The 24,632-nt window shown below is 72.0% G+C and carries 22 protein-coding genes and 2 pseudogenes; 9 read left to right on the top strand and 15 right to left on the bottom strand.

Annotation, left to right across the window (positions count from 1 at the left end):
• Positions 1-191: 191 nt before the first annotated feature.
• Positions 192-560, bottom strand: coding sequence for a DUF3499 domain-containing protein (locus ABNF97_RS07660; RefSeq protein WP_349338082.1), 369 nt, complete (start codon positions 558-560; stop codon positions 192-194).
• Between the two features lie 182 nt (positions 561-742).
• Between ABNF97_RS07660 and ABNF97_RS07655 the strand changes: the two genes are divergently transcribed.
• Positions 743-1,192 carry a metallopeptidase family protein gene (locus ABNF97_RS07655; RefSeq protein ID WP_130462161.1) on the top strand — a complete coding sequence of 150 codons (450 nt, stop codon included), beginning with the start codon at positions 743-745 and terminating at the stop codon, positions 1,190-1,192.
• A gap of 33 nt (positions 1,193-1,225) precedes the next feature.
• Here the strand turns inward: ABNF97_RS07655 and ABNF97_RS07650 are convergent, their stop codons facing one another.
• The 3 genes from ABNF97_RS07650 to ABNF97_RS07640 all read right to left on the bottom strand — a co-directional run bounded on the left by ABNF97_RS07650 (position 1,226) and on the right by ABNF97_RS07640 (position 5,639).
• Positions 1,226-1,483 carry a WhiB family transcriptional regulator gene (locus ABNF97_RS07650; RefSeq protein ID WP_101367926.1) on the bottom strand — a complete coding sequence of 86 codons (258 nt, stop codon included), beginning with the start codon at positions 1,481-1,483 and terminating at the stop codon, positions 1,226-1,228.
• A 338-nt stretch (positions 1,484-1,821) separates the two neighbouring features.
• The gene (locus tag ABNF97_RS07645; RefSeq protein WP_349338081.1) at positions 1,822-4,371 is read right to left on the bottom strand and encodes a bifunctional FO biosynthesis protein CofGH; all 2,550 of its coding nucleotides are present in this window, start codon (positions 4,369-4,371) and stop codon (positions 1,822-1,824) included.
• A gap of 170 nt (positions 4,372-4,541) precedes the next feature.
• Positions 4,542-5,639, bottom strand: a complete 1,098-nt coding sequence (locus ABNF97_RS07640) for a hypothetical protein (protein WP_349338080.1) — start codon at positions 5,637-5,639, stop codon at positions 4,542-4,544.
• Positions 5,640-5,733: 94 nt separating this feature from the next.
• On the opposite strand from ABNF97_RS07640, the gene cofD reads away from it, so the two are divergent.
• Together cofD and ABNF97_RS07630 are read left to right on the top strand one after the other, a co-directional pair.
• Positions 5,734-6,696 carry a 2-phospho-L-lactate transferase gene (cofD, locus tag ABNF97_RS07635; RefSeq protein WP_130462158.1) on the top strand — a complete coding sequence of 321 codons (963 nt, stop codon included), beginning with the start codon at positions 5,734-5,736 and terminating at the stop codon, positions 6,694-6,696.
• On the top strand, positions 6,693-7,919 hold the full coding sequence (locus tag ABNF97_RS07630; protein ID WP_349338079.1) for a coenzyme F420-0:L-glutamate ligase: 1,227 nt from the start codon (positions 6,693-6,695) through the stop codon (positions 7,917-7,919). The genes cofD and ABNF97_RS07630 overlap by 4 nt, the downstream gene beginning before the upstream one ends.
• 63 nt (positions 7,920-7,982) lie before the next feature.
• On the opposite strand, the gene ABNF97_RS07625 is transcribed toward ABNF97_RS07630, so the two are convergent.
• Together ABNF97_RS07625 and ABNF97_RS07620 are read right to left on the bottom strand one after the other, a co-directional pair.
• On the bottom strand, positions 7,983-9,002 hold the full coding sequence (locus ABNF97_RS07625; RefSeq protein ID WP_130462156.1) for a helix-turn-helix domain-containing protein: 1,020 nt from the start codon (positions 9,000-9,002) through the stop codon (positions 7,983-7,985).
• A gap of 461 nt (positions 9,003-9,463) precedes the next feature.
• Positions 9,464-10,072, bottom strand: a pseudogene (locus ABNF97_RS07620) (hypothetical protein); the annotation flags it as partial.
• Positions 10,073-10,109: 37 nt separating this feature from the next.
• On the opposite strand from ABNF97_RS07620, the gene ABNF97_RS07615 reads away from it, so the two are divergent.
• Positions 10,110-10,709, top strand: a complete 600-nt coding sequence (locus tag ABNF97_RS07615) for an NUDIX hydrolase (protein WP_349338078.1) — start codon at positions 10,110-10,112, stop codon at positions 10,707-10,709.
• A 92-nt stretch (positions 10,710-10,801) separates the two neighbouring features.
• On the opposite strand, the pseudogene tnpA reads toward ABNF97_RS07615, so the two are convergent.
• Positions 10,802-11,212 (bottom strand): annotated as a pseudogene (tnpA, locus tag ABNF97_RS07610) (IS200/IS605 family transposase); the annotation flags it as partial.
• 26 nt (positions 11,213-11,238) lie between these two features.
• Between tnpA and ABNF97_RS07605 the strand changes: the two are divergent.
• On the top strand, positions 11,239-12,534 hold the full coding sequence (locus ABNF97_RS07605; protein WP_502930464.1) for an RNA-guided endonuclease InsQ/TnpB family protein: 1,296 nt from the start codon (positions 11,239-11,241) through the stop codon (positions 12,532-12,534).
• Here the strand turns inward: ABNF97_RS07605 and ABNF97_RS07600 are convergent.
• Positions 12,482-13,588 (bottom strand): mannose-1-phosphate guanylyltransferase, encoded by a 1,107-nt coding sequence (locus ABNF97_RS07600; protein WP_349338076.1) that lies wholly within the window; start codon positions 13,586-13,588, stop codon positions 12,482-12,484. The genes ABNF97_RS07605 and ABNF97_RS07600 overlap by 53 nt on opposite strands.
• A 165-nt stretch (positions 13,589-13,753) precedes the next feature.
• A complete protein-coding gene (locus ABNF97_RS07595; RefSeq protein WP_130462152.1) occupies positions 13,754-14,899 on the bottom strand; it encodes a glycosyltransferase in 1,146 nt (381 codons plus the stop codon).
• Between the two features lie 255 nt (positions 14,900-15,154).
• On the opposite strand from ABNF97_RS07595, the gene ABNF97_RS07590 reads away from it, so the two are divergent.
• Positions 15,155-15,862, top strand: coding sequence for a TIGR03089 family protein (locus ABNF97_RS07590; protein ID WP_349338075.1), 708 nt, complete (start codon positions 15,155-15,157; stop codon positions 15,860-15,862).
• Positions 15,863-15,868: 6 nt separating this feature from the next.
• On the opposite strand, the gene ABNF97_RS07585 is transcribed toward ABNF97_RS07590, so the two are convergent.
• Both ABNF97_RS07585 and ABNF97_RS07580 read right to left on the bottom strand, forming a co-directional pair.
• On the bottom strand, positions 15,869-17,881 hold the full coding sequence (locus ABNF97_RS07585) for an acetoacetate--CoA ligase (RefSeq protein WP_130462150.1): 2,013 nt from the start codon (positions 17,879-17,881) through the stop codon (positions 15,869-15,871).
• Positions 17,882-18,051: 170 nt separating this feature from the next.
• Positions 18,052-18,591, bottom strand: coding sequence for a hotdog domain-containing protein (locus tag ABNF97_RS07580; protein ID WP_130462149.1), 540 nt, complete (start codon positions 18,589-18,591; stop codon positions 18,052-18,054).
• A 156-nt stretch (positions 18,592-18,747) separates the two neighbouring features.
• Here ABNF97_RS07580 and ABNF97_RS07575 point away from each other — a divergent pair, with 156 nt between their 5' ends.
• Both ABNF97_RS07575 and ABNF97_RS07570 read left to right on the top strand, forming a co-directional pair.
• Entirely contained in the window at positions 18,748-19,413 is a 666-nt protein-coding gene (locus ABNF97_RS07575) for a hypothetical protein (protein ID WP_349338074.1), read from the top strand.
• A 109-nt stretch (positions 19,414-19,522) separates the two neighbouring features.
• The gene (locus ABNF97_RS07570; protein ID WP_349338073.1) at positions 19,523-20,449 is read left to right on the top strand and encodes a hypothetical protein; all 927 of its coding nucleotides are present in this window, start codon (positions 19,523-19,525) and stop codon (positions 20,447-20,449) included.
• Between the two features lie 17 nt (positions 20,450-20,466).
• Here ABNF97_RS07570 and ABNF97_RS07565 read toward each other — a convergent pair whose 3' ends face one another.
• From ABNF97_RS07565 to ABNF97_RS07550, 4 genes are all read right to left on the bottom strand, one after another.
• Entirely contained in the window at positions 20,467-21,027 is a 561-nt protein-coding gene (locus ABNF97_RS07565; RefSeq protein ID WP_130462146.1) for a Uma2 family endonuclease, read from the bottom strand.
• 84 nt (positions 21,028-21,111) lie between these two features.
• A complete protein-coding gene (locus tag ABNF97_RS07560; protein WP_130462145.1) occupies positions 21,112-22,275 on the bottom strand; it encodes an acyl-CoA dehydrogenase family protein in 1,164 nt (387 codons plus the stop codon).
• A gap of 221 nt (positions 22,276-22,496) precedes the next feature.
• Positions 22,497-22,688 (bottom strand): DUF397 domain-containing protein, encoded by a 192-nt coding sequence (locus ABNF97_RS07555; RefSeq protein ID WP_349338072.1) that lies wholly within the window; start codon positions 22,686-22,688, stop codon positions 22,497-22,499.
• Positions 22,678-23,460, bottom strand: a complete 783-nt coding sequence (locus ABNF97_RS07550; protein ID WP_130462143.1) for a Scr1 family TA system antitoxin-like transcriptional regulator — start codon at positions 23,458-23,460, stop codon at positions 22,678-22,680. The genes ABNF97_RS07555 and ABNF97_RS07550 overlap by 11 nt, the downstream gene beginning before the upstream one ends.
• A gap of 538 nt (positions 23,461-23,998) precedes the next feature.
• Here ABNF97_RS07550 and ABNF97_RS07545 point away from each other — a divergent pair.
• On the top strand, positions 23,999-24,289 hold the full coding sequence (locus tag ABNF97_RS07545; protein WP_207230463.1) for a flavin reductase: 291 nt from the start codon (positions 23,999-24,001) through the stop codon (positions 24,287-24,289).
• Positions 24,290-24,632: the final 343 nt, after the last annotated feature.

Below are 24,632 nucleotides of genomic sequence, written 5' to 3'. Positions count from 1 at the left end.
CCGCCGGGCGGCCTTTCGATAGGTCGGATCGGGGTGGCTCAAGATTCTTGACGAACTATGGCGTGGAGCTGACCACAGGTCGTCAAGAATCTTGGCGCGCCGGGACGTCGGGGGCGGGTGGGGCGCCGGGACGTCGGGGGCGGGTGGGGCCGCGTGAGGTGGTGGCGGGGGCGGCCAGGGGGAATCCGGGGTTAGTAGCTGGGCGGGATGACCCGGAGGTGGCCGCGCCGTCCGGTCTGCTGGCCGGGCTGCTGATCACCCTCGATCTCGTCCGCGCGGGGTGGTGCCGGGCGAGCCGCCTCGCGTACCGCCTCGGCGAGCGCCACCAGATCGTCGGTGGTCGGCGGCGGCGGCTCGAACTCGCCCTCGTGCCGGACCACGTCCCAGCCGCGAGGTGCGGTCAGGCTCCGGGCGTGCGGCTCGCACAGGTCGTAGGTGTGCGGCTCGGCGAAGGCCGCCAGCGGGCCCACCACGGCCGTCGACTCGTTGTAGACATAGGTCAGCGTGGCTACGGCCTGTCGGGGGCAGCCGTTGCGGGAGCAACGCCGTGGTGACCTCACGGCGGCACGGTATCTCCCTTACCGGCTCCGCCACCACGCTTGGGCCTGCGACACGCCGGTAGTGGTGATCACATCCCGGACGGCCCCGTCCGACACGACCGAATCCCCGAGCCGATCTTGATCGGACCAGGTCTACCCTGTCGTCGTGGGCGGGCGTCCACGACGAGTGAAGCGGGGTGCGAATGACCAGTCCGGAGAACCGCCGGCCGGGATCCGGGCGCCGGTCGCGCCGGGACCGGCACGGGCGTGGGCTGCGCGGTCGGCTCGTTCCGGCCACCGTCCCGCTGGCCCGGACCAAGTCGGAGATCTTCGACGACCTGGTCCTGGACACCGTGGAGACCCTGGAGCGGCGATTCGCCAAGGAGCTGGCCGGTGTCGAGTTCGCGGTCGAGGACGTACCGCCGGACCTGAACGTCTACGACTCGGACGTACTCGAGGATGGCGAGGTGCCGCTGGCCCGGCTGCTGCCCGGGCGCCCCGGGCGGCAGGAGGTGCCGCCCCGGATCGTGCTCTACCGCCGTCCGCTGGAGTTCCGCGCGATCGACCGCGAGGATCTCGCCGACCTGGTACACGACGTGATCATCGAGCAGGTCGCGAACCTGCTCGGCGTCGACCCCGACGAGCTGGCCTGACCCGGGCGGCCCCCACCACCCGGGCTCGGCCGCTCAGGCGACGCGACGCTTCAACTTGCGCCGTTCGCGTTCCGACAACCCGCCCCAGATGCCGAACCGTTCGTCGTGCCCGAGTGCGTATTCCAGACACTCGGCCTTGACCTCACACCGGGAGCAGATCCGCTTCGCCTCGCGGGTCGAGCCGCCCTTTTCGGGAAAGAACGCCTCCGGATCGGTCTGTGAGCAGAGCGCCCGCTCTTGCCACTCCGGAGCATTCCCGAGCAGGTCGGCCACCTCGAGTCGGCCGTCCATCCAGTTGCCTCCTTATCGCGCACCGGCGCGGCAGCCGGCGCAACCCCCCACGCGGAAGGCGTGTTTGTCCGTCCGGTAGCGATTTGATGCGCTCCGTACGAACGACCCCACTGAAATTACACGTGTGTTATGCGTGCGTCGTCAAGCCGAACCTGCTAGGTGGAGTCACCCCTACCGCGTGCCCGGACGACCGTGAAGTCATCGGGTCTCGCAACACCTGCCCTATCGATTCAGACCCGGTGCGGGTAACGCCCGCACGGCGAGTTGCGTCGGATATCCGGCGTGGCGCGCCCGGCGCGCCCTGTCGAAGGCACCGGAGTGGACGGCCGGGCGGGGGGTCAGCCGGCGTACCCGTAGACGGTCGTCCGGGGCCGGGCCCGCCGGCCGGCGGCGGCCGCGATCCGCGTCAGCTGGGCCACGGTACGCGCCGAGCCGTGGTCGGAACCGGCCATCCGGGAGATCGTCTCCTCCATCAGCGTGCCGCCGAGATCGTTGCAGCCGCTCCGGAGCAGTTCGGCGCTGCCGGAGTCACCCAGCTTGACCCAGGAGCACTGGATGTTGCCGATCCGGCCGTGCAGCAGCAGCCGGGCCATCGCGTGCACCACGCGATTCTCCCGCCAGGTGGGACCGGGCCGGGCGATGCCGGCGAGGTAGATCGGCGCGTTGGTGTGCACGAACGGCAGCGCCACGAACTCGGTGAACCCGCCGGTCCGGTCCTGCAGCCCGGCCAGTACCCGGAAGTGGCCCAGCCACTGCCGGGGGTGGTCGACGTGGCCGTACATCATCGTGGAGCTGGATCGGATGCCCAGCTCGTGTGCGGTGCCGACCACCTCGACCCAGGTGGCGGCCGGCAGTTTGCCCTTGGTGAGCACCCAGCGCACCTCGTCGTCGAGGATCTCCGCGGCGGTGCCCGGGATGGTGTCCAGCCCCGCGTCGCGCAACTCGGTCAGCCACTCCCGCACCGACACCCCGGCCTTGGCCGCCCCGGTGACGATCTCCATCGGCGAGTACGCGTGCACGTGCATGCCCGGCACCCGGGCCTTGATCGCCCGCACCAGATCGGCGTACGCGGTGACCGGCAGCTTCGGGTCGATGCCGCCCTGCATGCAGACCTCGGTGGCGCCGGTCGTCCACGCCTGCTCGGCCCGGTCGGCGACCTGATCCACCGAGAGCCGGTACGCGTCGGCGTCCCGCTCCCGCTGGGCGAACGCGCAGAACCGGCAGCCCACGTAGCAGACGTTGGAGAAGTTGATGTTGCGGTTCACCACGTACGTCACGTCGTCGCCGACGGCGTCCCGGCGTACGTCGTCGGCGATCCGGCACAGCTCGTCCAGGGCCGCCCCGTCGGCGGCGAACAGGGCCAGCGCCGCCGCCTCGTGTCGGGGCTCCAGCAGCGCGGCCGGATCGGCGGCGGCCAGCCGCAGCCCGGCCCGCAGTTCGGGATCGGCCGCCGTGGCCGCCTCGGCGGCGGACGCGGTGCGGCCAACGGGCGCGCCGGACGCGGGAGTCGGCACCTGGGCCTGCACCGCCGCCCAGTCGCCGTAGACGGAGTCGAAGTCGCCGCGCCGGTCGGCGCTCCGGCCGGTGGTGTCGATCGTGGAGTGCAGGTCGGTACGGCCGCCCGGTACGAAGGCGTCGTCCGGCTCCTGCCAGGCGCGGCCGACCGGCCGGGCCGACTCGACCGCCAGCCCGGTCGCCGGGTCGGCGAGCGCGGCGACGTGCGCGGCGAGCCGGGGATCAAGCCACGGGTCGGCCCGCCTCACGTACTCGGGGTAGACGGTCAACCGCTCCCGCAGGGTGAACCCGGCGGCGGCGGTACGCGCCGCCAGTTCGTCCAGGAGCGGCCAGGGGCGCTCCGGGTTGACATGGTCCGGGGTCACCGGCGACACACCGCCCCAGTCGTCGATGCCGGCCCGCAGCAGTAGGTCGTACTCCCCCTCGATCAGGTTCGGCGGCGCCTGGATCCGGACGCCCGGCCCGAGCAGGATCCGGGCCACCGCCACGGTGGCGGCCAGCTCGTGCAGCTCGGCGTCGGGCACTCCGCGCATCGCGGTGTCCGGCTTGGCCCGGAAGTTCTGCACGATCACTTCCTGGATGTGACCGTACTCCCGGGCACTGCGCCGAATCGCGAAGAGCGAGTCCACCCGCTCGGCGGGTGTCTCGCCGATCCCGATCAGGATGCCGGTGGTGAACGGGACGGCGACCCGGCCGGCGTCGGCCAGCACCCGCAGCCGGACCGCCGGCTCCTTGTCCGGCGAACCGTAGTGTGGCCCGCCCGGGGAGGACCAGAGCCGGGTGGCGGTGGTCTCCAGCATCATCCCCATGCTCGGCGCCACCGGCTTGAGCCGTTGCAGCTCGGCCCAGGAGAGCACACCAGGGTTGAGGTGCGGTAGCAGGCCGGTCTCCTCCAGTACCGCGATCGCACAGGCCCGCAGGTAGTCCAGGGTCGAGTCGAAGCCCCGCTCGGTGAGCCACTGCCGGGCCTGCGGCCAGCGCTCCTCGGGCCGGTCGCCGAGGGTGAACAGGGCCTCCTTGCAGCCCTGCGCGGCCCCGGCCGCCGCGATCGCCAGCACCTCGTCCCGCTCCAGGTAGGCGGCGGGCAGCCGGTGCGGCACGGTGGCGAAAGTGCAGTAGTGGCAGCGGTCCCGGCAGAGCCGGGTCAGCGGGACGAAAACCTTCTTGGAGAAGGTGACGACGCCGGGCCGGCCGGCGTCGGCGAGTCCGGCGTCCCGGATCCGACCGGCGGTCGCGAGCAGTTCGTCGAGGTACTCGCCACGCGCGGCGAGCAGCGCGGTCGCCTCGTCCTGGTCGAGGGCCCGGCCGTCGCCCACCCGGCGCAGCGCCCGGCGCAGACTCGCGACCGTCGGTTGGTCAGTCCCATCAGCCACTCGTGCAGCCTAGGCGCATCGCCGGTGGGGCCGCGCCCGCCGGGACCCGCGCCGACGGCGGAACCGGCGTGGCAACTGTCACAGACCGCCGCCCACGGCGTCACCAGGCAACTCTGCTGCCGTCCCGGCCGGGGCCAGCGCGGCCGGGACGGCAACCGCCGCGGTCGGTCTCAGTGTGGCTGGGTCGGATCGTCGTCCCGGTCGGCCGGCGGTGGCTGGGCGCCCGCCGACGGCTGCTGACTGGCCGGGTTGATCCGCTGGGTACGGTCGGCGACCGCCGGCCGCTGCGGTATCACCTGGGTCCGCCCGCTCTCCTCCTCGTCCGGCTCCCCCGTGCTACCGGACGGGGTGTCGCCGACCGACGGGACCGCACCGACCGAGGGGGTGGGCGACTCGGCGCGCGGCGCCGGCGGCACGGAGGTCGCGGGCGGGGCCGACGACTGCACGGGCGGGGCCGAGGACGGCGGGGCCGAGAACGGTGGCGTCGAGGAGGGTGGGGCCGAGGACGGCGGGGCGGAGGACGGCACCGGCGGGGCGTACCCGGGCTGGTAGCCGGTCGGCTGGCCGTAGCCCGTCGACTGGCCGTAACCCGTCGGCTGGCCGTAGCCGGTCGGCTGGCCGTAGACGTGCGGCTCGGCCGGACCGGCCGGCGGGTACCCCTGGTAGGGAGCACCCGGCTGGCCGTGGCTGCCGGGCTGGCCGTACGTGCCGGGCTGGGGGTAACCGCCGGGCTGGCCGTACGGCTGGGGCTGGCCGTAGAGACCGGGCTGCGGCTTCGGCTTCGACACGTGGAAGAGCGCCCGCCACACCCGGAAGACCAGGAAGGCCGCCACCAGCAGGATCAGGTACGCGCCGACGAAGACCAGCGTCCGGGTGAACGCCTGCCGGAACTGGGTCTCGGCGAGCAGCCCGAAGATCCCGGCGAGCAGGGTGAGCCCACCGAACAGCACGGAGAAGGCGTACTCGACGAGTGCCACCAGGGTGATCGTCCGAGCCTGCCCGACCACCGGCTGGACGTGGGTGGCGAGCAGCACCGCGAGCACCGGCAGCGCCACCTGCTCCAGGCCCACGAACGCGTAGAAGGAACTCAGCGAGCGGTCGCCGAAGTCGGAGCCCTCCCAGCCGCCGAAGAACAGCTCGATCAGGCCACTGAACAGGAAGAAGGCGTTCGCCCCGAGGAGTACCAACGCGATCAGCTCGCGCAGCGGTTTGGTTACTGAACTGGCCTGCGGCGCGTCGCTCGGCGCGGGTCCGGGCTGGCTGGTCAACTCTCCCCCTCAGGCGGTGGCGAACTCGTCGCCTGAGCCTAGTCGGCCGGCCCGCTTACCGCCTGTCCCCGGTCGATGGGTGAGGATGGAAGCCATGCGCATCGTGGTGTTGACCGGGGGCATCGGCGGTGCCCGATTCCTCACCGGCGTCCGCGCGTACGCCCGTGAGATCGGCGCCGAGGTGACCGCGGTGGTCAACGTCGGCGACGACGTCGTCCTGCACGGCCTGAGGATCTGCCCCGACCTGGACAGCGTCATGTACACCCTCGGCGGCGGCGCGGACCGCGAACGGGGTTGGGGCCGGGCCGGCGAGACCTGGACCATCCGCGAGGAACTCGCCGCGTACGGCGCGGAGCCGACCTGGTTCGGCCTCGGTGACCGGGACGTGGCGACCCACCTGGTCCGGACCACCATGCTGAACGCCGGCTATCCCCTCTCGGCGGTCACCGAGGCGCTCTGCGCCCGCTGGCAGCCCGGGGTACGACTGCTGCCCGCCACCGACGACCGTCTGGAGACCCACGTGGTGGTGCGCGACCCGGACGGAGAGACCCCGGACGCCCAGCGGGCGATCCACTTCCAGGAGTGGTGGGTACGCCACCGTGGCGAGCTGCCCACCTCCCGGTTCGTCTTCGTCGGCGCGGAGGCGGCCAAGCCGGCGGTCGGGGTGCTCGACGCGCTGGCCGGAGCCGACGTGGTACTGCTCGCCCCGAGCAACCCGGTGGTGAGCATCGCACCGGTGCTCGCCGTACCCGAACTGCGGGACGCGTTGGTCGCCGGTTCCGCGCCGGTGGTCGGGGTGTCGCCGATCATCGGCGGCGCTCCGGTACGCGGGATGGCCGACCGCTGCCTGGCGGTGCTCGGGGTGCCCTGCACCGCGGCCGGGGTGGGTGGGCTCTACGGGGCCCGGTCGGCCGGTGGCATCCTGGATGCCTGGCTGGTGGACGAGACCGACGCCGGTACCGAGATCGAGGGGGTGACCGTGCGGGCGGCTCCGCTCTGGATGACCGACGAGGCGACGACCGCGACCATGGCCCGGACCGCCGTGGAGCTGGGATGAGACTTGAGGTGCTGCCGGTGCTCGGCATCGGCGACGTCACCGAGGGCGACGACCTGTCGGATCTGATCGCGACGGCCGCGCCCTGGCTACGCGACGGCGACGTGCTGGTGGTTACCAGCAAGATCGTTTCCAAGGCGGAGGGCCGGCTGGTCGACGTACCGGTCGACGGGCCGGAGCGGGAGGCGGCCCGGGCGGAGGTGCTGGCCGGCGAGACCGCCCGCCCGGTGGCCCGGCGTGGCACCACCCGGATCGTCCAGACCCATCATGGCTTCGTGATGGCCTCCGCCGGGATCGACGCATCCAACGTGGACCGCTCCCGGCTGGTGCTGCTGCCGAAGGATCCGGACGCCTCCGCCCGGGCGCTGCGGGCCGCGATCCGCCAGCGGCACGGCGCCGACGTGGCGGTGATCATCTCGGACACCATGGGCCGGCCGTGGCGCAACGGCCTCACCGACGTCGCGCTCGGGGTCGCCGGGATGCCGGCGATCCGCGACCACCGGGGCGAGGTCGACCCGTACGGCAACAAGCTCAACATCACCCAGATGGCCGTGGTCGACGAGTTGGCCGGCGCGGGTGAGCTGGTCAAGGGGAAGTGTGACCAGGTGCCGGTCGCGGTGATCCGCGGCTATCTCGGCGCCGCCGACCCGGACGACGGGCTCGGCGCGGCGGCCCTGGTCCGGGACGCCGAGCACGACCTGTTCGCGCTCGGTACCGCCGAGGCGCGGGCCGATGGGCTGCGCGCCGCCGCCACCATGGCCGAGTCGACGGCCGACGGACCGGTCCCGGCCGTCGTCCCGGCCGTGGTCCGGGCCGTCGTGCCGGCGCCGTCAGGCGGTGCCGACACCGGCCTGGACCGGACGGCAGTCGACCGGACGGCAGTCGACCGGGCGCTGCGCGCGGTGGCCGGATCCGTCGCGTCCGGCACGGTCTGGACGCCGGTCACCGACGAACGGCGGCTACGCGACCGGCTCGGCGAGGCGGGCGCCGCCCACGACGGCAGCATCCTGCTCGACGGTACGCCACCCGGGATTGACGGGCCGCCACCCGGCCCGGCCGGCGGCGATCCCGCGGTGCTGATCCGGTTCGGCGCCGACCTGCACCGGCTGCGGGCCGCGCTCGCCGCCGAGGGCCTCGGCTCCGCCGTACTGCCGGCGCCCGCCGGTGAGATCGGAGCGGCCCTGCTGGTCAGCGCCGCGTCGGGCGGCCCCGGGACCGGGCGCTGAGCACCCCGACCGGAGTCATCCGCGATACGGCCAGACCGGGCTCCAGTCCTACCGGCAGCCAGGTCAGCCGGTCAGGATCGCCCGGCCCAGTGGGGTCAGGCTGTGCAGCACGGTGTTGCGGTCCCGGTGGCTCACCAGCAGTCCGGCGTTGCGCAACACCGTGGTGTGCTGGCTCGCGGCCGCCGCCGAGATGTTCAGCCGGCGGGCCACCTCGCCGGTCGAGCAGCCGTCACCGACCACCTCCAGTACCCGGGCCCGGGTCCTGCCGATCAGCGCAGCCAGCGCCGTTCGGCTCTCCTCCGCAGCGGTCGCCGGCACCGGCCCGGCGCCCTCGCCCGGTGCCGGCGTCAGCCCGCCCAACCGGTCCACGGGATAGACCAGCACCGGCGGCAGCTCGGGGTCGAGCAGGGTCACCGGGACGCGGGCGCAGAAGAACGACGGCACCAACAGCAGGCCACGCCCGTCGAGGTGCAGTTCCCGGTCGGCCGGATACTCCGGCACCTCCAGTACCCCCGCGTCCCAGCGCATCGCCGGGCGGAGGCTGGCCAGCAGCCCCTCGGTCCCGCCGTCGAGCAGGGCCCGGGCCCGCCGCGCCCGGTCAGCCTCCACGGCCGCCTGGATCCGCTCCCAGTACGGCTCGATCGCGGTCGCCTGGTAGAGCCGCATCGAGTCGGTAAGGTGCTCCAGCACCTCGATGTCACCCCGGGCCAGGGCGCTGGCCGTACTGGGCAGCGGCAGCGGGCTCTCCCCGGCCAGTACGGTCAGGTCGCGCTCCAGCGAGTCGACCGGAGTGGAGCGTACGGCGTCCAGCCCTGCCGCCAGGCCGTACGTGCTGTGGTAGGGGGTCAGGAAGTCGGGGAAGTAGCCGCGGGGCGGGTTGAGGGCGAGCAGCAGCCGCAACTGCCCCGGTACGGTGTCCCGGCGAAGCCTGGCGAAGACACCCCGCCGCCAGCCCGCCATCATCGGAACCCGGCTCCGCCCCTGCAACAGGTGCAGGCTGAGGACCAACTCCCAGACCTGGTCGGCGGCCGGGGCGACCCGGGTCCGGGCGATGTCCTCGCCGGAGAAGAGGATTCGCAGCATGGCACGCACTCCCCGGATCGCCGGATGGGGTGGCCCGGCAACCAGTCGCACTCTACCGGGGGCCATCCATCAGCGTCTTTCAGCATGGGCTGAAATACCTCGACGGTCGGCGAAGCCGGCGGGCATGCTCACTAGGCCGATACCGGGGTCACCGGCGTCCTGGACGCCGGGTGGCCCCGCGGTACACCGGGGGCAGGAGAGGAACGCGGCACCCGGACGGTCGCCACGAGGGTTCGCGGACGGGCGTCCGCGGAGGGGTCCGTCCGGGCTGTCGCTTCCACGCCGCCCCTGTCGACGGACTCAGCCCTCCCGTCCCGACGCGATCAGCAGCGCGATCCGGTGGTCCTCGTCGGTCACGTAGTAGTACGCACCGTCCAGTTCGGACAGCCCTTCCACGTTGTGCAGCGGAGCGAGGTCCGCCACCGGTTCACCGACCACCGTGGATCCGGCCGGATCGACCGGAGCAGCACGGTGCCGACCGGGGTGAAGGCCGCCGCCTCCACGTTGACCGGCAGGTCGTCGTCGGTGAGCCGGTCGACCCAGCCTTTCGCCCGGGCGGTGCCGCGGGCCCGGGTCGCCGCGATGAAGAGGTGCCGCACCTGCTCACCCGCCGGCAGTACGCCGATCCCGGCGGCCAGCAGCGCGTCGTTCACCGCCCGGTGCAGCCGGAACTGGTTGCGTACCACGTGCAGCCGGGGCAGCACAGTGGCGGCCTCGGCCTCCCGGAACCGGGCCACGAAGGCGCGACGGGGGCGCAACGGCCCCCGCTTGGAACCGAAGTGCGAGCCGAAGACGTAGATCCAGCCGTCGTGCCTGGCCAGCGCCTCGCCGTCCTCGGTGCGGCCGTTCTCGGCACCGGCGTCCATCGGCACGTGCGCGGTAAGCCAACCGCCGTCGTACCGCTCCAGCAGCAGGGCCAGGCAGTTTTCGACCGGCCCCTCGTCGAGTACGGTCCAGAACCCCCGCCGGGCGGCGTACGCGGCGAGCACCTCGGGCGCGCGTACCGGTAGCAGATCGCTCGCCTCGTTGCCGGCGACCGCCAGTTCGACGGTACGCGAAAGGCAGGTCATACCGATCATGGTACGAGCCTCGCACTAGGGTGGCGCTGTGCCCGATGCCCTCTACGCCGACACGTTGGCCCTGCTCACCCGCTGGCAGCCGCCCACCGCCGAGGCGGCCGACGCCCTGGACCGGACCCTGCGACTGCTCGACGAGGGCGGCCCGGCGGCGCTGACCCGGGCGTACCGGGCCGGCCACGTCACCGCCAGCGCCCTGGTGCTGGACGCCACCGGCAGCCGGGTGCTGCTCTGCCTGCACGGCCGGTTCCGCCGCTGGGTGCAGCTCGGCGGGCACTGCGAGCCGGTCGACCGGACACTGGCCGGGGCGGCGCTGCGGGAGGCGACCGAGGAGTCCGGCATCTCCGGACTCCGGCTCGACCCGACCCCGATCGACCTCGACATCCACCAGGTCTCCTGCCAGGGCGACTCGCTGCACCACGACGTACGCTTCGCCGCGGTCGCCCCGGCCGGCGCGGTCGAACGGGTCAGCGCCGAGTCGGTGGAACTCGGCTGGTTCGCGCCGGACGCGCTTCCCGAGCCGCTGGCCGGCGCCACCGCCCAACTGGTGGCACCGGCGCTCGCGGCCTACCGGCGGAGCCGTCCGCACCCGGTGCCCGACGCCGCCGTGGAGGTCGCCCCGACCCGGTGAGCGCTACAGGGATGCGGGCCGGTGCTCCGGCCTTCAGGCCGGGGTGAGGGCCCGTGCTGGGAGGGCCGCCAGGCCCGAGTAGGGTCTTGACCTGGCTGGTTCTGCTGCTTGATGTACTGCTTCACGGCGCTGCGCGGTGCGCTGCCGATGGTCCCTGGGAAGTAGGAGCCGGACCAGAGTTTGTTGGTCCGGTAGTAGTGGGGCGCGAGGTCGGGGAACTCCTGCCGCAGCCGCCGCGAGGACACGCCCTTGAGTGAGTTGACCGGCCGGGCCACGGCCACCTTGGGCGGAAAGTTGACCAGCAGGTGTACGTGGTTGTTCTCGCCGTTGAACTCGACGAGTTCTGCCTCGGAGTCGGCGCATACGTCCCGCATGATGTGTTTCGTTCGGGTCAGGTGCCGGTCGTTGAACACCTTGTGTCGGAACTTCGTCACGAAAACCAAGTGGACATGCATCGCGAAAATACGGTGTCTGCCGGTGCGGATGCTTTGAAGCTCAGCCATGAACCAACGTGTTACGGTGATGATTTGTGCAGCTTCGTTACCAGTTCCGCGTGTACCCAACGCCTGGTCAGCAGATCGAGCTGGCCAGGGCGTTCGGGTGCGCGCGGGTGGTGTTCAACGACGGATTGCGCCTTCGCCGGTCCGCGTGGGAGGCGGGCGAGAAGTACATCTCCGACGGGGAGTTGTCGCGCTGTCTGATCACCGAGGCGAAGCTGACGCCAGAGCGGGCCTGGCTTGCCGAGGTGTCGGCGGTGGTGTTGCAGCAGGCACTCGCGGACCTGAACACCGCGTACCGCAACTTCTTCGACTCGCTGTCTGGCAAGCGCAAGGGCCGCAAGGCCGCCCCGCCCCGGTTCCGGTCCCGCAAGGACAACCGGCAGGCGATCCGCTTCACCAGGAACGCCCGATTCAAAATTCTCGACAACGGCCGCCTGCGGTTGCCGAAGATCGGCGATCTGCACGTGCGCTGGTCGCGGACTCTGCCGTGCGACCCTTCGTCCGTCGCGATCATCAAGGACACCGCCGGGCGGTACTTCGCCTCGTTCGTCGTCCAGGCGACCGACGAGGCGTTGCCGCCGGTCGCCTCCGAGGTCGGCATCGACTTGGGACTGACCCACTTCGCTGTGCTCTGCGACGGCACGAAGGTCGCCGCCCCACAGTTCCTGCGTCGCGCCGCCCGCAAGCTCAAACGGCTGCAACAGGCCCTCTCGCGCAAGCAGCGCGGCAGCCAGAACCGCAAGAAGGCCGTCGTCAAGGTCGCCAAGGCGCACGCCCGAGTGGCCGACACCCGGCGGGACTGGCAGCACAAGCTGTCCACGGCGATCATCCGCGAGAACCAAGCGGTGTACGTCGAGGACCTTTCCGTTGCCGGACTCGGCCGGACCAGACTCGCCAAATCCGTGCACGACGCCGGATGGGCCGGCTTCACCACCATGCTGGAGTACAAGGCCGCGAGGTACGGGCGCACCTTCGCCCGGGTCGACCGGTTCTTCCCGTCCACCCGGATGTGCTCCGACTGCGGACGGATCAACGAGAAGATGGTACTCGACGTTCGAGCGTGGGACTGCTCGTGCGGCAGCCACCACGACCGGGACGTCAACGCCGCCAAGAACATCAGGGCCGCTGGACAAGCGGACCTCAACGACCGTGGAGCGCACGTAAGACCGGGACTCGTCCCGGCGAAGCGCAGGGAAGCGGTAACCCACCCGGACGCCGCGTGTTCCACACGCAGCGTGGAGGGAATCTCCGCCCTTCAAGGCGGAGAGGATGTCAAAGGTACGGGTGCGCCTCCTCCGCCTCCAGCGCGGCGACGATCTCCTTGACCTCCTGGGCCCTCGACCGGTCGCAGACGAAGAGCGCGTCCGGCATGTCGACCACCACGGTGTCCCGGACTCCGAGGGTCACCACCAGCCGGTCGGACTGGGTCACCACCACCGTGCGTTCGGTGTCCCGGAGCACGACCCGGCCGGCCGGGGGCGTGCCGTCGGGACACTCCCGGAGCACCACGTTGCTGTCGTCGTCGCCGGTCAGCGCCTCGCCCAGGGTGTGGAAGTCGCCGACGTCGTTCCAGCGGAAGTCGGCCGGCACGGTGGCGACCAGGCCACGCTCCGCCGCCCCCTCCATCACGGCGAAGTCCACCGAGATCTTGGACAGCCCCGGCCAGACCCGGTCCAGCACCGCCGCCTCCTCCGGGGTGCCCCAGGCCGCGGCGATCTCGGTCAGCCCGGCGTGCAGCTCCGGCCGCTGCCGGGCCAGCTCGCCGAGGAAGACGTCGACCCGCCAGACGAACATCGAGGCGTTCCAGTAGAAGCGGCCGGACTCGACGTACTTGACCGCGAGGTCGTACTCCGGTTTCTCCTTGAACCGGACGACCTGCCGGGCCGGACCATCGCCGATCGGCTCGCCCGACTCCAGATATCCGTAGCCGGTCTCGGGGTGGGTCGGCGTGATGCCGACCGCGACCATCAGCCCGTCCTGCGCGGTCGCGATCGCGGCGCCGAGCACCTCCAGGAAGCGGGTCTGGTCGCCGACCACGTGGTCGGCGGAGAAGGCGCCCATCACCGCGTCCGGATCCCGACGCGCGATGATCGCCGCCGCCAGCCCGATCGCCGCGCACGAGTCCCGGCGGGAGGGTTCGACCAGGACGTTCTCCTCCGGTACGTCGGACAGTTGCCGGGCCACCGCGACCGCGTGGGCGGCACCGGTGACCACGTAGGTGTTCTCCGGGCCGGCGAGTGGGCGCACCCGGCGTACGGTCGCCTGGAGCAGCGACTCATCCGAGCCGGTCAGCGGAAGGAGGAACTTGGGGCGGCCGGCACGCGAGAGTGGCCACAGACGGGTGCCACTGCCGCCGGCCGGAATCACGGCGTAGAACATCGCCACATCATGCCCGAGAGGTCCGGGGCGGGACGCACACACCGTCTGATAACACCCGAATTCCGCCCGAGACCACCACGTCACTCACCGTCACATCGCTGACCGTCACGGCGGATCCGGGCACGACGGCCGCGTCGACACCGCCCGCCGGCACACCACGGACCGTCATGTGCGGGCTCGGCCCCAGGCCGCCAGGTGCACCTCGGCGCTGGACTCCCAGGTGAACTCCTTGGCCCGGTCGAAGCCCGCCTTGGCCAGCGAGAGCCGCCGCGCCTCGTCGTCCAGCAGCGCGCCGAGGTCGGTCGCGATCTGCTGCGGATCCTCGCTGGTGTAGGCGACCGCGTCGCCGCCCACCTCCGGCAGCGACAGACGCGGGGTGGTGAGCACCGGAGCGGCGCAGGCCATCGCCTCCAGGATCGGCAGCCCGAAGCCCTCGCCGTACGACGGGTAGGCGGCGACCAGCGCACCGCCGAGGAAGCCCGGCAGGTCGGCGTAGCGCAGGTAGCCGGGGCGGAGCAGCCGCAGGTGCGCCGGCACGTCGGCGACGGCCTGGTCGATGTCGTCGTCGTGGCCCTGACCACCGGCGATCACCAGGGCGGGCGGCTCCGGCCGGTCCTTGACCGCCAGCACCCAGCCCCGGATCAGGTTCGGCACGTTCTTGCGCGGCTCCTTCGAGCCGAGGAACGCCACGTAGCTGTGCCCACCCAGGCCGAGCCGGGCACGCACCCGGGCCTTCTCCTCGTCGCTCGGCGCGTGGAACGCCGCCTGGTCGACCCCGTGGTAGGCCACGTCGATCCGGGTCGGATCGGCGTCCAGCAGCCGAATCAGCTCGTCCCGGGTCGCCTTGCTCGGCACGATCACCCGATCGGCCCGGCGCAGCGAGGTCTTTATCGCGCTGCGGAAGAAGGTTCGGCGCGACTTGTCGTAGTGCTCCGGCTCGGTGAAGAAGGTCGCGTCGTGCACGGTGACCGTCACCGGACAGCCGGCCCGGAGCGGACAGGTGTAGAACGGCGCGTGCAGCACGTGCGCGCCGACCTGCTGGGCCAGCAGCGGAAGGCCGGTCTGCTCCCACGCCAGCCGGGCGGGCCGGTGCGCCACCGCCGCCGGTGCCGGGATCACCTCGGCCGCCGGCAGCATCCGAGAGTATCGCTCGACGTCGGTGCGCAGTCCGACCACGGCGAGTTCCAGGTTCGGCCCGATCACCTTGCCCAGGGCGCCGAGCAGGCCGTCGACGTATCTGCCAACGCCGCCCCGGTCAGCGGGGACGCTGGTGGCGTCAATGAGCACGCGGGGCGGGCGACCGGCGGTCACTGGGCAACTCCTCGACTGAAATGTGATGTAGGGAACAACACTTCGCCAAGCCTACGCCGCGCCGCCCCCGGCGCGTCGACTGCGACCCGTCGGGCAACTGTCTTTCCGATGACTCAGACAACTACCCGACGGGCGACCCGGACGAGCTCACGACGAGACCGTCACCGTGGGTGCGAGCCCGACGGTCGGACCAGCACCGCGGCCCGGGCCGGAGCCCGCCGTGACCGGCCCGCCGGGTCGGTATCGTCGCGGGCGATGACCGAGAACATTTCCGGGCTGTTCGCCGCCGCCATCGCCGCCGACCCGACCCGACCGCTGCTGACCTGGTACGACGACGCGTCCGGGGACCGGACCGAACTTTCCGGGGCGACCCTGGCCAACTGGGTGGCGAAGACGGCCAACCTGCTGGTCGACTCGGCCGGGGTGGCTCCGGCCGATCCCGTCGGGGTGCTGCTGCCGCCACACTGGCAGACCGCCGCCGTGCTGCTCGGGTGCTGGTCGGTCGGGTCCGCCGTCGCCGGCGCCCGGCCCGGCGAGTCGGATCCGCGGCCGGTCGACGTGCTCTTCGCCGCCGTCGACCGGGTCGGCGAGGCGACGGCCTGGCCGGCGGGTGACCGCTACGTCCTCGCGCTCGCCCCGCTCGCCGCCCCGGTACGCGACCTGCCGACCGGCTGGGCCGACTACGTGCTGGAGGTACGCGGGCACGGCGACCACTTCACGCCGTACCCGGCGGCCGGACCGCAGGACCCGGTACTGGCCGACCTGGCGGCCCAGCGCGCCGCCGAGCTGGGGATCGGGGCCGGCGACCGGGTGCTGGTCGACGCGGCCCGGCACCCGGACCCGGTGGACTGGCTGCTCGCTCCGCTGGCCGCCGGGGCCAGTACGGTGCTCTGCGGAAACCTCGACCCGGACCGGCTGGCCGACCGGGCGACGGCGGAGAAGGTAACGGTTCGGTTGATGTAACCGACGTCACACCGTCCCGGGCCGGACGGTCCGCTGTCGGGCGAGCCGCTCGAAGGCGACCAGCGACTCCGGGTTGGCCAGCGCGCCGGTGGCGGCGGCCGAGTCCACCGCCGCGCCGGTGAGGATCTTCTTCACCGGTACCTCCAGCTTCTTCGCCGAGAGCGTCCTCGGCACCGCGCCGACCTGGTGGATCTCGTCCGGTACGTGCCGGGGTGAGAGCCCGGTGCGCAGCTCCCGGTTGATCCGCGCGATCAGCTCCGGGCCCAGCTCCGACCCCTCGGCGAGTACGACGAAGAGCAGCAGCTCGCCCGCGCCGCCCTCGTCGTCCTCCAGGTGCACCACCAGCGAGTCCGTCACCTCCGGCAGCCCCTCCACCACGGAATAGAACTCGGCGGTGCCCAGGCGTACGCCGCCCCGGTTGAGGGTGGCGTCGGAGCGGCCGGTGATCACACAACTGCCCCGCTCGGTCACGGTGATCCAGTCCCCGTGCCGCCACACCCCGGGATAGACGTCGAAGTACGCCTCCCGGTATCGGCGGCCGTCCGGGTCGTTCCAGAACCCGACCGGCATGCTCGGCATCGGTGCGGTGATCACCAACTCGCCGAGCTGGTCGAGCACCGGGGAACCGTCGGCCGAACGGGCCTCCACCCGGGCGCCGAGGCAGCGACAGGTGATCTCACCGGCGCGTACCGGCAGCAGTGGGACGCCGCCGACGAACCCGGTGCAGACGTCGGTGCCGCCGGAGATCGAGTCGAGCCGCAGGTCGGCGCCGACCTCGTCGTACACCCAGCGGAAGCCCTCGGCCGGCAGCGGCGCACCGGTCGAACCGACCCCGCGCACGGCGGAGAGGTCCGCCAGCCCGGCCGGGTGCAGCCCGGCCTTGCGACAGGCCAGCAGGAACGGCGCCGAGGTGCCGAAGTAGGTGGTGCCGGTCTCGGCGGCCAGCCGCCAGAGCGTGCCCAGGTCGGGCTCGGCCGGGCGGCCCGGCTCGGCCCGGACCGCCGGGTTGCCGTCGAAGAGCACGATCGCCGCCCCCACCGCCGGCCCTGAGACCAGGAAGTTCCACATCATCCAGCCGGTGGTGGTGAACCAGAAGAACCGGTCGCCGGGGCCGAGGTCGTGGTGCAGCGCCAGCATCTTCAGGTGTTCCAGCAGGATGCCGCCGTGCCCGTGCACGATCGGCTTCGGCAGCCCGGTGGTGCCGGAGGAGTAGAGCACGTAGAGCGGGTGGTCGAAGGGGACCGCCGTGAAGGTCAGCGGCTCGTCGGTCCCGGCCGCCAGATCCGCCCAGCTCAGCGCGGCGTCCGGCGGCGCGGCCTCCGGCTCCAGATAGGGCAGCACCACCGTGTGTACGACCGACGGCAGCTCGGCCCGGATCGTCGCCAACTCGGCGCGGCGGTCGACGGGCCGGTCGCCGTACCGGTAGCCGTCGACCGCCACCAGCACGGTCGGGGCGATCTGCCGCCAGCGGTCGAGCACGCTACGGGTGCCGAACTCCGGGGCGCAGGAGGAGAAGACGGCCCCGATGCTGGCGGTGGCGAGCATCAGCACGAACGTCTCGGGAATGTTGGGGGCGTACGCCGCCACCCGGTCGCCGGGGCCGATCCCCAGCCGGACCAGTCCGGCCCGGACCCGGCGTACCTGCTCGCGCAGTTCGGCGACGGTCAGCGTGACCGGGGCGCGGGTCTGGCTGTGCGCGATCACCGCCGGCTCGTCGTCGGCCATCCCGGGCATCCGGAGTACGTGCTCGGCGTAGTTGAGGGTGGCCCCGGGAAACCAGCGGGTGCCGGGCATGCCGACGTCGCGCAGCGTCGCGGTCGGCTCGGTGTACGCCCGGACCTCGAAATAGTCCCAGATCGAACGCCAGAAGCCGTCGAGGTCGGTGACCGACCAGCGCCACAGCGCGGCGTAGTCGTCGAAGTCCAGGCCCCGGTGCCGGCGCAGCCAGCGCAGGTAGTCGCCGATCCGGGACCGGTCGTCGCCGGGCGGTGGCGGCGTCCAGAGCACCTCGCCAACCATGGTCCTGCTCCTCCCTACGGCCCCGCACGCCGGTGTGCCGGGCCCGGTCGCCATACTGCCGTACCCCGACCCGCCATTCTCCGCCCGGAAGCCGGCACCGGTACGCGTGCCCGGCCCACATGTCCCGATCCCGGCTCATGTGTGCCGCCCCCAGGTGCGTGCCGGATCGTTCAGCCGGCGACGGAGGGATCGGCGGCGCCCCGGTGCGCCTGGATCGCCTTGCGCTTGGCCAGCCGGTGCGCCCGGCGGATCTCCGCCTCGCGGAACCGGCGTTCGTCCTCGGGCGTCTCGGGCAACACCGGACGGACCGGGCGGGGGTTGCCGGCCACGTCCACCCCGACGAAGACCAGATAGGCGGTGGCCACCACGAGCGCGGCGTCGTCGGCGCTGTCCCAGCGCTCCGCGACCACCCGGACCCCCACCTCCATCGAGGTCTGCCCGGTCCAGTTGACCTGGGCGTGTGCGTGCACCAGGTCACCGACCCGGACCGGCTCGGCGAAGACGATCTCGTCGATCGCGGCGGTCACCGCCGTACCGCCCGAGTGCCGGGCCGCCGACGCCCCGGCCACGTCGTCGACGAACTTCATCAGCACGCCGCCGTGCACCGTGCCGTAGAGGTTGACGTCGACCGCCGTCATGATCCGGCTCAGCGTCACCCGGGAGTACGAGGTCGGCTTGCCGGCCGGCGGCGACGAGGACTGCTCGGTCATGCGGCAACGGTACGGCGACCGGCCGTACCACCACCTCCGATGGTGACGCCGGTTACCCGGGTCACCCCGGTCACCTCACGGTGACAGTCAGCAAGATCGATGTCGGACGCGCCCGGGCAGGCTGCTCGACGGCCTCCGAGGCGGTACGGTGCGCGGATGCGACATCTCTGGAGCTTCCTCGCCGGAGTGGTGGCGGCGCCACTGACCTGGGCGATGATCGCGCTCGGTCAGGACGGGTCCGCCCGCACCGTTACCCGCTGGGTGGAAGTCGGTACCTTCAACACGGCCAACCTGATCCAGGGGGCCGTCTACCTCGGAGTCGCGGGCATCCTGCTCGGGCTGCTCGGCACGCTGCGGCTCTCCCCGGCCGGTCCACTCGCCGCCGGCCTGCTGCTGGTAGCCCCGTACGTCGGGCTGTTCGTCGACCCCTTCACCGTGCGGGACGCGGTGCCGGCGAGCTGGGAGGTCTTCAACGACCCGCTGCCGTTGGTGCAGGTGCTGGAGAACGGGACGACGTTCCTGATCGGAGTGCTGCTGCTGATGGCCACCTTCAGCATCCAGCGCTGGCGTCGCTGGCCCTGCCCGGCCGCCGCCGTCAGTCCCGCGCCGACCTCATCCCATGTGGAGGAGCCGACCCCGACCGACTGGTCCCTGCTGAACAATCCGCCGGACAGCGACGTCAAGCCGCCGAACCTGGGTTACCCGGAGCCGGACACCGAACCGCTGCCGCCGCTGCCGCGTCGGGACGGCGGCTCGCCGTGGTCGGCACCGCCCCGGACCACGGCGAAGCGCGACGACGCGGCCGGTAGCCCGACAAGCTGACTGCGCCGGGGCGGGTCGTTCGGTCGACCCGCCCCGGCCCGACACGCGAGCCTGGGTTGCCCGGTGCGAGTACGGTGCCGTGAGGCAGGGGCTGGCTGAGGAGGTTGCGGTGCGACACCTTGGATCGCTGGTATTCGGGCTGCTCAGTGCGCCGGTCATCTGGGTGCTGTCCGGGGTCGGGTTGGTCCGGTTCAGCAGTGGAATGGCCCGGTTGGAGACCGGGGACACGATCCTCGGGTTCGTCGTAATCGCGGTCGTCGCCGGACTGCTCGCCGCGCTCTTGCTACCCCGGTGGTCCCCGATCGGCACGGCGGTCGCCGGCCTGTTCTTCATGATCATGGCGCTGTGGTCCCTGATCGACTACGGGTCGATGATCGACCTGCTGCCCCGATCCTTCCTCGGCGTCAGATACGCGCTCACCGCACCGGCCGGGGCCTTCGCCACGCTGATCGCCGTGCTGCTCGGCGCCACCGCCTTCGTGCCGCAGCGCTGGCGTTCGCCCCGGGTGGCGGCCCGCCTCCCCGGCGGCTCCAGCGGCCAGCCCGGCTTCCCGCCCTATCCAGCACCGCCCGGCCAGCAGTTCCCGTCGGCCGCCGCGATGCCGCCCGGCCAGCAGTTCCCGTCGACCCCCGCGACGCCGCCCGGTGGGCAGTTCCCGCCGGGTCAGTTCCCGCCGGGTCAGTTCCCACCCGGTCCGCCCGGGTACCCGCCGAACTACGGTCCCTCGGTCACCCCGAGCTACGCCCAGTCCGCGCCGCCGAACCTCGGCCCCGCCGTCCCGCCGAACTACGGTCCCGCCGGGCCGACCCAGCAGACGCCCTCGGCACCGCCGGCGCCGCCCGTCTTCAGCCCGCTGACGCCGCCGGCCCCGGCACCCCGGTCCGGCCAGCCGGCCGGCGACGAGACCACCCAGTTCAGCGGGCGGTCGGACGAACCCACCCAGGTCAGCGCGGGCCCGGACGAGACCACACAGTTCACCGGCGGCCCGGACGACGACGATGCGGACGGGGTGACCCGCCGCCTCGGCAACCGCTGACGAAGCCGGCCGACGGATCAGCCGCCGATCTGGTGGTCGGCCGGGTCGGTCTGCAACAGCCAGTCCAGCGGCATCTTCGCCGCCACCTCGTACGCCCGATCCGGGCCGAGGACGTGCAGCGTGACCGTCTGCGCCGCGTCCCGCTCGACCATCCAGTACCGCCGGATTCCCGCCTGCGCGTACTCGCGGCGCTTCACGACCTCGTCCATAACCGCCGAACCGGGTGCCACGATCTCGATCACGAGAACCAGGTCGGCGAGGTTCAGCCAGACACTCCGTGACTGCGGCCGGGCCCAGACCGTAAGGTCCGGAATCCGGCCGCCGTCGCCGTCGGGACCGGGGATCCGGATGCCGGTGGCCTGTAGCACCTGCTCCGCCGGCCAGCCCGCCATGGCGAGCCAGACGAGGAGACGGCTAGCGATCGCGGCATGCTCGGAATCGGGCGGCGGCATGATCGACAGGGCTCCCTCGGGGCTCAGCTCATACCGATGGCCGTGCTGGTCAGCAGCGTTCATGGCCGCCAGGTCGTCGAGCGTGACGACGGCGGGCAGGGCCCTGCCGAACGCCTCCGCACTCACCCGGCCATCCTATCCGCAGGCCATCCACGCCGGTCAGCGTTGCGCGGCCCCGGCGTGCCCGCCGCCCGCGCCGGCACCCGCGGGTCAGTCCTTGAGGAGCTGCCGGGCCATCACGATCCGCTGGACCTGGTTGGTGCCCTCGTAGATCTGGGTGATCTTGGCGTCCCGCATCATCCGCTCGACCGGGTAGTCCCGGGTGTAGCCGTACCCGCCGAGCAGCTGCACCGCGTCAGTGGTGATCTCCATCGCGGCGTCCGAGGCGAAGCACTTCGCGGCGGCACCGAAGTAGGTCAGGTCGGCGTCGCCGCGCTCCGACTTCCCGGCCGCGGCGTAGGTCAACTGCCGGGCCGCCTCCAGCTTCATCCCCATGTCGGCGAGCATGAACTGGACGCCCTGGAACTCGGCGACCGCCTTGCCGAACTGCTTGCGCTCCCGCACGTACCCCTTGGCGTAGTCCAGCGCGCCCTGGGCGATCCCGAGCGCCTGGGCGGCGATGGTGACCCGGGTGTGGTCCAGGGTGCGCATCGCGGTGCCGAACCCGGTACCCGGTTCGCCGATCATGCGGTCCGCCGGGATCCGTACGTTGTCGAGGTAGACCTCGCGGGTCGGCGAACCCTTGATGCCGAGCTTCTTCTCCGGCGCCCCGAAGCTGACCCCGGGATCCGACTTCTCCACGACGAAGGCGGAGATGCCCCGCGAGCGGGCCGCCGGATCGGTCACCGCGAAGACGGTGTAGTACTCCGACACCCCTGCGTTGGTGATCCACCGCTTGACGCCGTTGAGCACGTAGTGGTCGCCGTCCCGGACCGCCCGGGTGGTCATCGAGGCGGCGTCGCTGCCCGCCTCCGGCTCGGAGAGGCAGTACGAGAACATCGCCTCGCCCCGGGCCACCGGCGGCAGGTAGCGCCGCTTCAGTGCCTCGGAGGCGGCCAGCAACAGCGGCATGGTGCCGAGCTTGTTCACGGCCGGGATCAACGAGGAGGCGGCACAGGCCCGGGCCACCTCCTCGATCACGATCGCGGTGGCCAGCGCGTCGGCACCGGCCCCGCCGTACTCCTCGGGGATGTGCGGGGCGTGGAAGTCGGCGGCCCGCAGCGCCTCGTACGACGCCTTCGGGAACTCGCCGGTCTCGTCCGCCTCGGCCGCGTTCGGCGCGACCTTGGCGTCGCAGACCTCCCGGACGGCTTCCCGGACCGCCTCGTGCTCCTCTGGCAGCAGGTATGCGTCGAACGACGGCTCACTGGTCACCGCGGCCCTCCCCGGCACTCGTCCCCGGCGGCCCCGCGCCCCGGATATCCGAACGATACCCGCCAGTAACCGGGCCCCGACAGCCCTCCCCGGCAGGTCGGCTCGACCAACAGCACCCGACCGGCCGGATCGGTGAAGAGCAGTCCCGCGCCCATCCATTGCGGGGCAATGTCGCGGTGTAGTCGTCGTCCGGCGGTCCGGTCATACCGGCAGGCCGATCGTCAGCGCGCGGCGACGCCCCGGACGAAGGCCCGCCAGGCCGAGGACCCGAAGGTCAGCACCGGCCCCTCCCGATCCTTGCTGTCCCGCACCCCGACCACACCCGGCGCCAGCTCACCCGCGACCTCCACGCAGTCGCCGCCGTTGGAGTTCGAACGCGACGACTTCCGCCATTCGACATTGCTAGCGGTCATATCCGTTCACCAGCTTCGAGATCGCATCGTGGGTCAGGTTCCGGGGAAGTGCCACCGAGCGTACCCCGTCCCAGACCCGAGTCAGCGCGGCCACCTGCTCGGGATCGGTGATCACCCTGCCGGCCAACTGGTCCTCCATGAATCCCACGTCCGTGCCGTCTTCCAACGATGCCAGGGTGAATGGACCGCTCTGCCCGACATACAGTCCGGCGGCGAGCGGCACGACGTGCAGCGAGACCCGAGGGCGCGCCCCCAGGTCAAGCAGGTGTCGAAGTTGTTCCTTCATAATGCCCGGATCACCGCGCAGCAGTGCTGCCTCGTCCATCACGAAGGTCGTCAACGGTGGGCGGGGTCCATTTAGGATGGCGTCCTGCCGCTCAAACCTGACGGTCAGCAACTCCTCGGCCTTCTCCGCGTCGAGTAGGCCGGCCGCCAGCACCGCCCGGGCGTACGCCTCGGTTTGCAGCAGCCCAGGAATGTAGAGCGGTTCATATTTACGCAACGCCAGCGCTTCGCGTTCGTACTCATCAAACGAGCGGAACCAGTCCGGGGCGTAGCCCTTGCGGGCGTCCGACGCGAGCCTCTCGACAAGGTCACCCGTGCCGAAGAGTCCGTCCAGGCGCCGTGCGGTGTCCGGCTTGGGGATGCGGCGATCGGTTTCGAAGGCGGCGATCAACGATCCGGAGACCTTGATCGCACTGGCCGCCTGATCCTGCGTCAGACCCTTGGCCGATCGGAAGTGCCGCACTATCCGGGCCAGCGAGCTAGTCATGTCGGTTGCTCATTTCTACGCGTCCTTACTTCGCTCGGTCGAATCCTTACTACTGAGAGTTACCCCTCCCGCATCTTTCCGGGCCGGGGCCGCACAGTCCAGGGTGGATTCAGCGGAACCGCTCGCAGCAGAAAGGCGCCGGGCGGAACTGCGCGGGAGGCGCCTGACGGCAATCGGTCGCTTCCCGCATCCATTCCCGAGGGAAGGAAAGATCAATGTCTCGCCGCCACCGATCAGGAGTACGGCATCGCCGTGCGTGGTACTTCCTGTGGTATTTCTGCGCCTGCGGACGCCGCTGGCCCGGCCCACGGTGCCAGCCCGGCTCGCGGTCCGCCGGCACCGGCGCCCCGCCGCCACATCCGGAGCCGAGTCGGTACCGGATGCCGCCGCCGGTGCCCGATCCGGTCCCCCACCCCGGTCGCGTCCGCCCGACGAACGGCCGCGCCCTCGGAAACGCGTCGAGTCGATCGATGACCAACCGCCGCACCGGGCAGTCGGTGCTGGGGCGGCCGGACCGCAGTCGTCGGAGCCAACGAGTATGACCGCCCCGGCGGGTGGCGACCCGATCTGGCGACCCCATGCCCGGTTCCGGGCGCACACGCCGACCCGTCCGGCGTTCCGGTGCCGCACCTGCGGCGCACCCTGGCCGTGCCAGTCGGCCCGGCTCGCGCTGCTGCTCGCGTACCGCGACAACCCGCTCGGGCTCTTCACCTACTTGGCCACTGCGCTGCACCGGGCGCGGCACGACCTGCCGAACCGGGATTCCGCCGAACTCGCCGTCCGCTTCCTCGGCTGGGTCCCGCGCACGCTGGAGGCTCGGGGCCGATGAGCAGGCATTTCCGACGGTCAAGATCTTCTGGGGATGATATTCGCCCAGCCGCACCAAACACGCCTACCAGCAGAAATCAGGGGAATAGCTCTGAGAAGGGGCAGCGTGGGCACCCGGGCGGCGGTGCACCGGACCGGCAGGCAGGCTGTGAAGATACCGACCGAAGGTGCACCGGGATGGGCAATCCGCGTAGGCTCAGCGCTTGTCGTCCCGGCGCGACGGCGACTCGCCGACCACGCATCCTCGACACCAGGTGAACAAGACCCACAATGTCCGACATCGGCGCTCTCCTCCGGCGCCGACCTCCCACCGCGACGCAATGAAGCGCCGCCACTGCGAGCGG

The organism is Plantactinospora sp. B6F1, from assembly GCF_040120695.1.
Lineage (GTDB): Bacteria > Actinomycetota > Actinomycetes > Mycobacteriales > Micromonosporaceae > Plantactinospora.
Note: the sequence above shows the minus strand (reverse complement) of the source record. Positions and strands in the feature narration are given on the sequence as shown.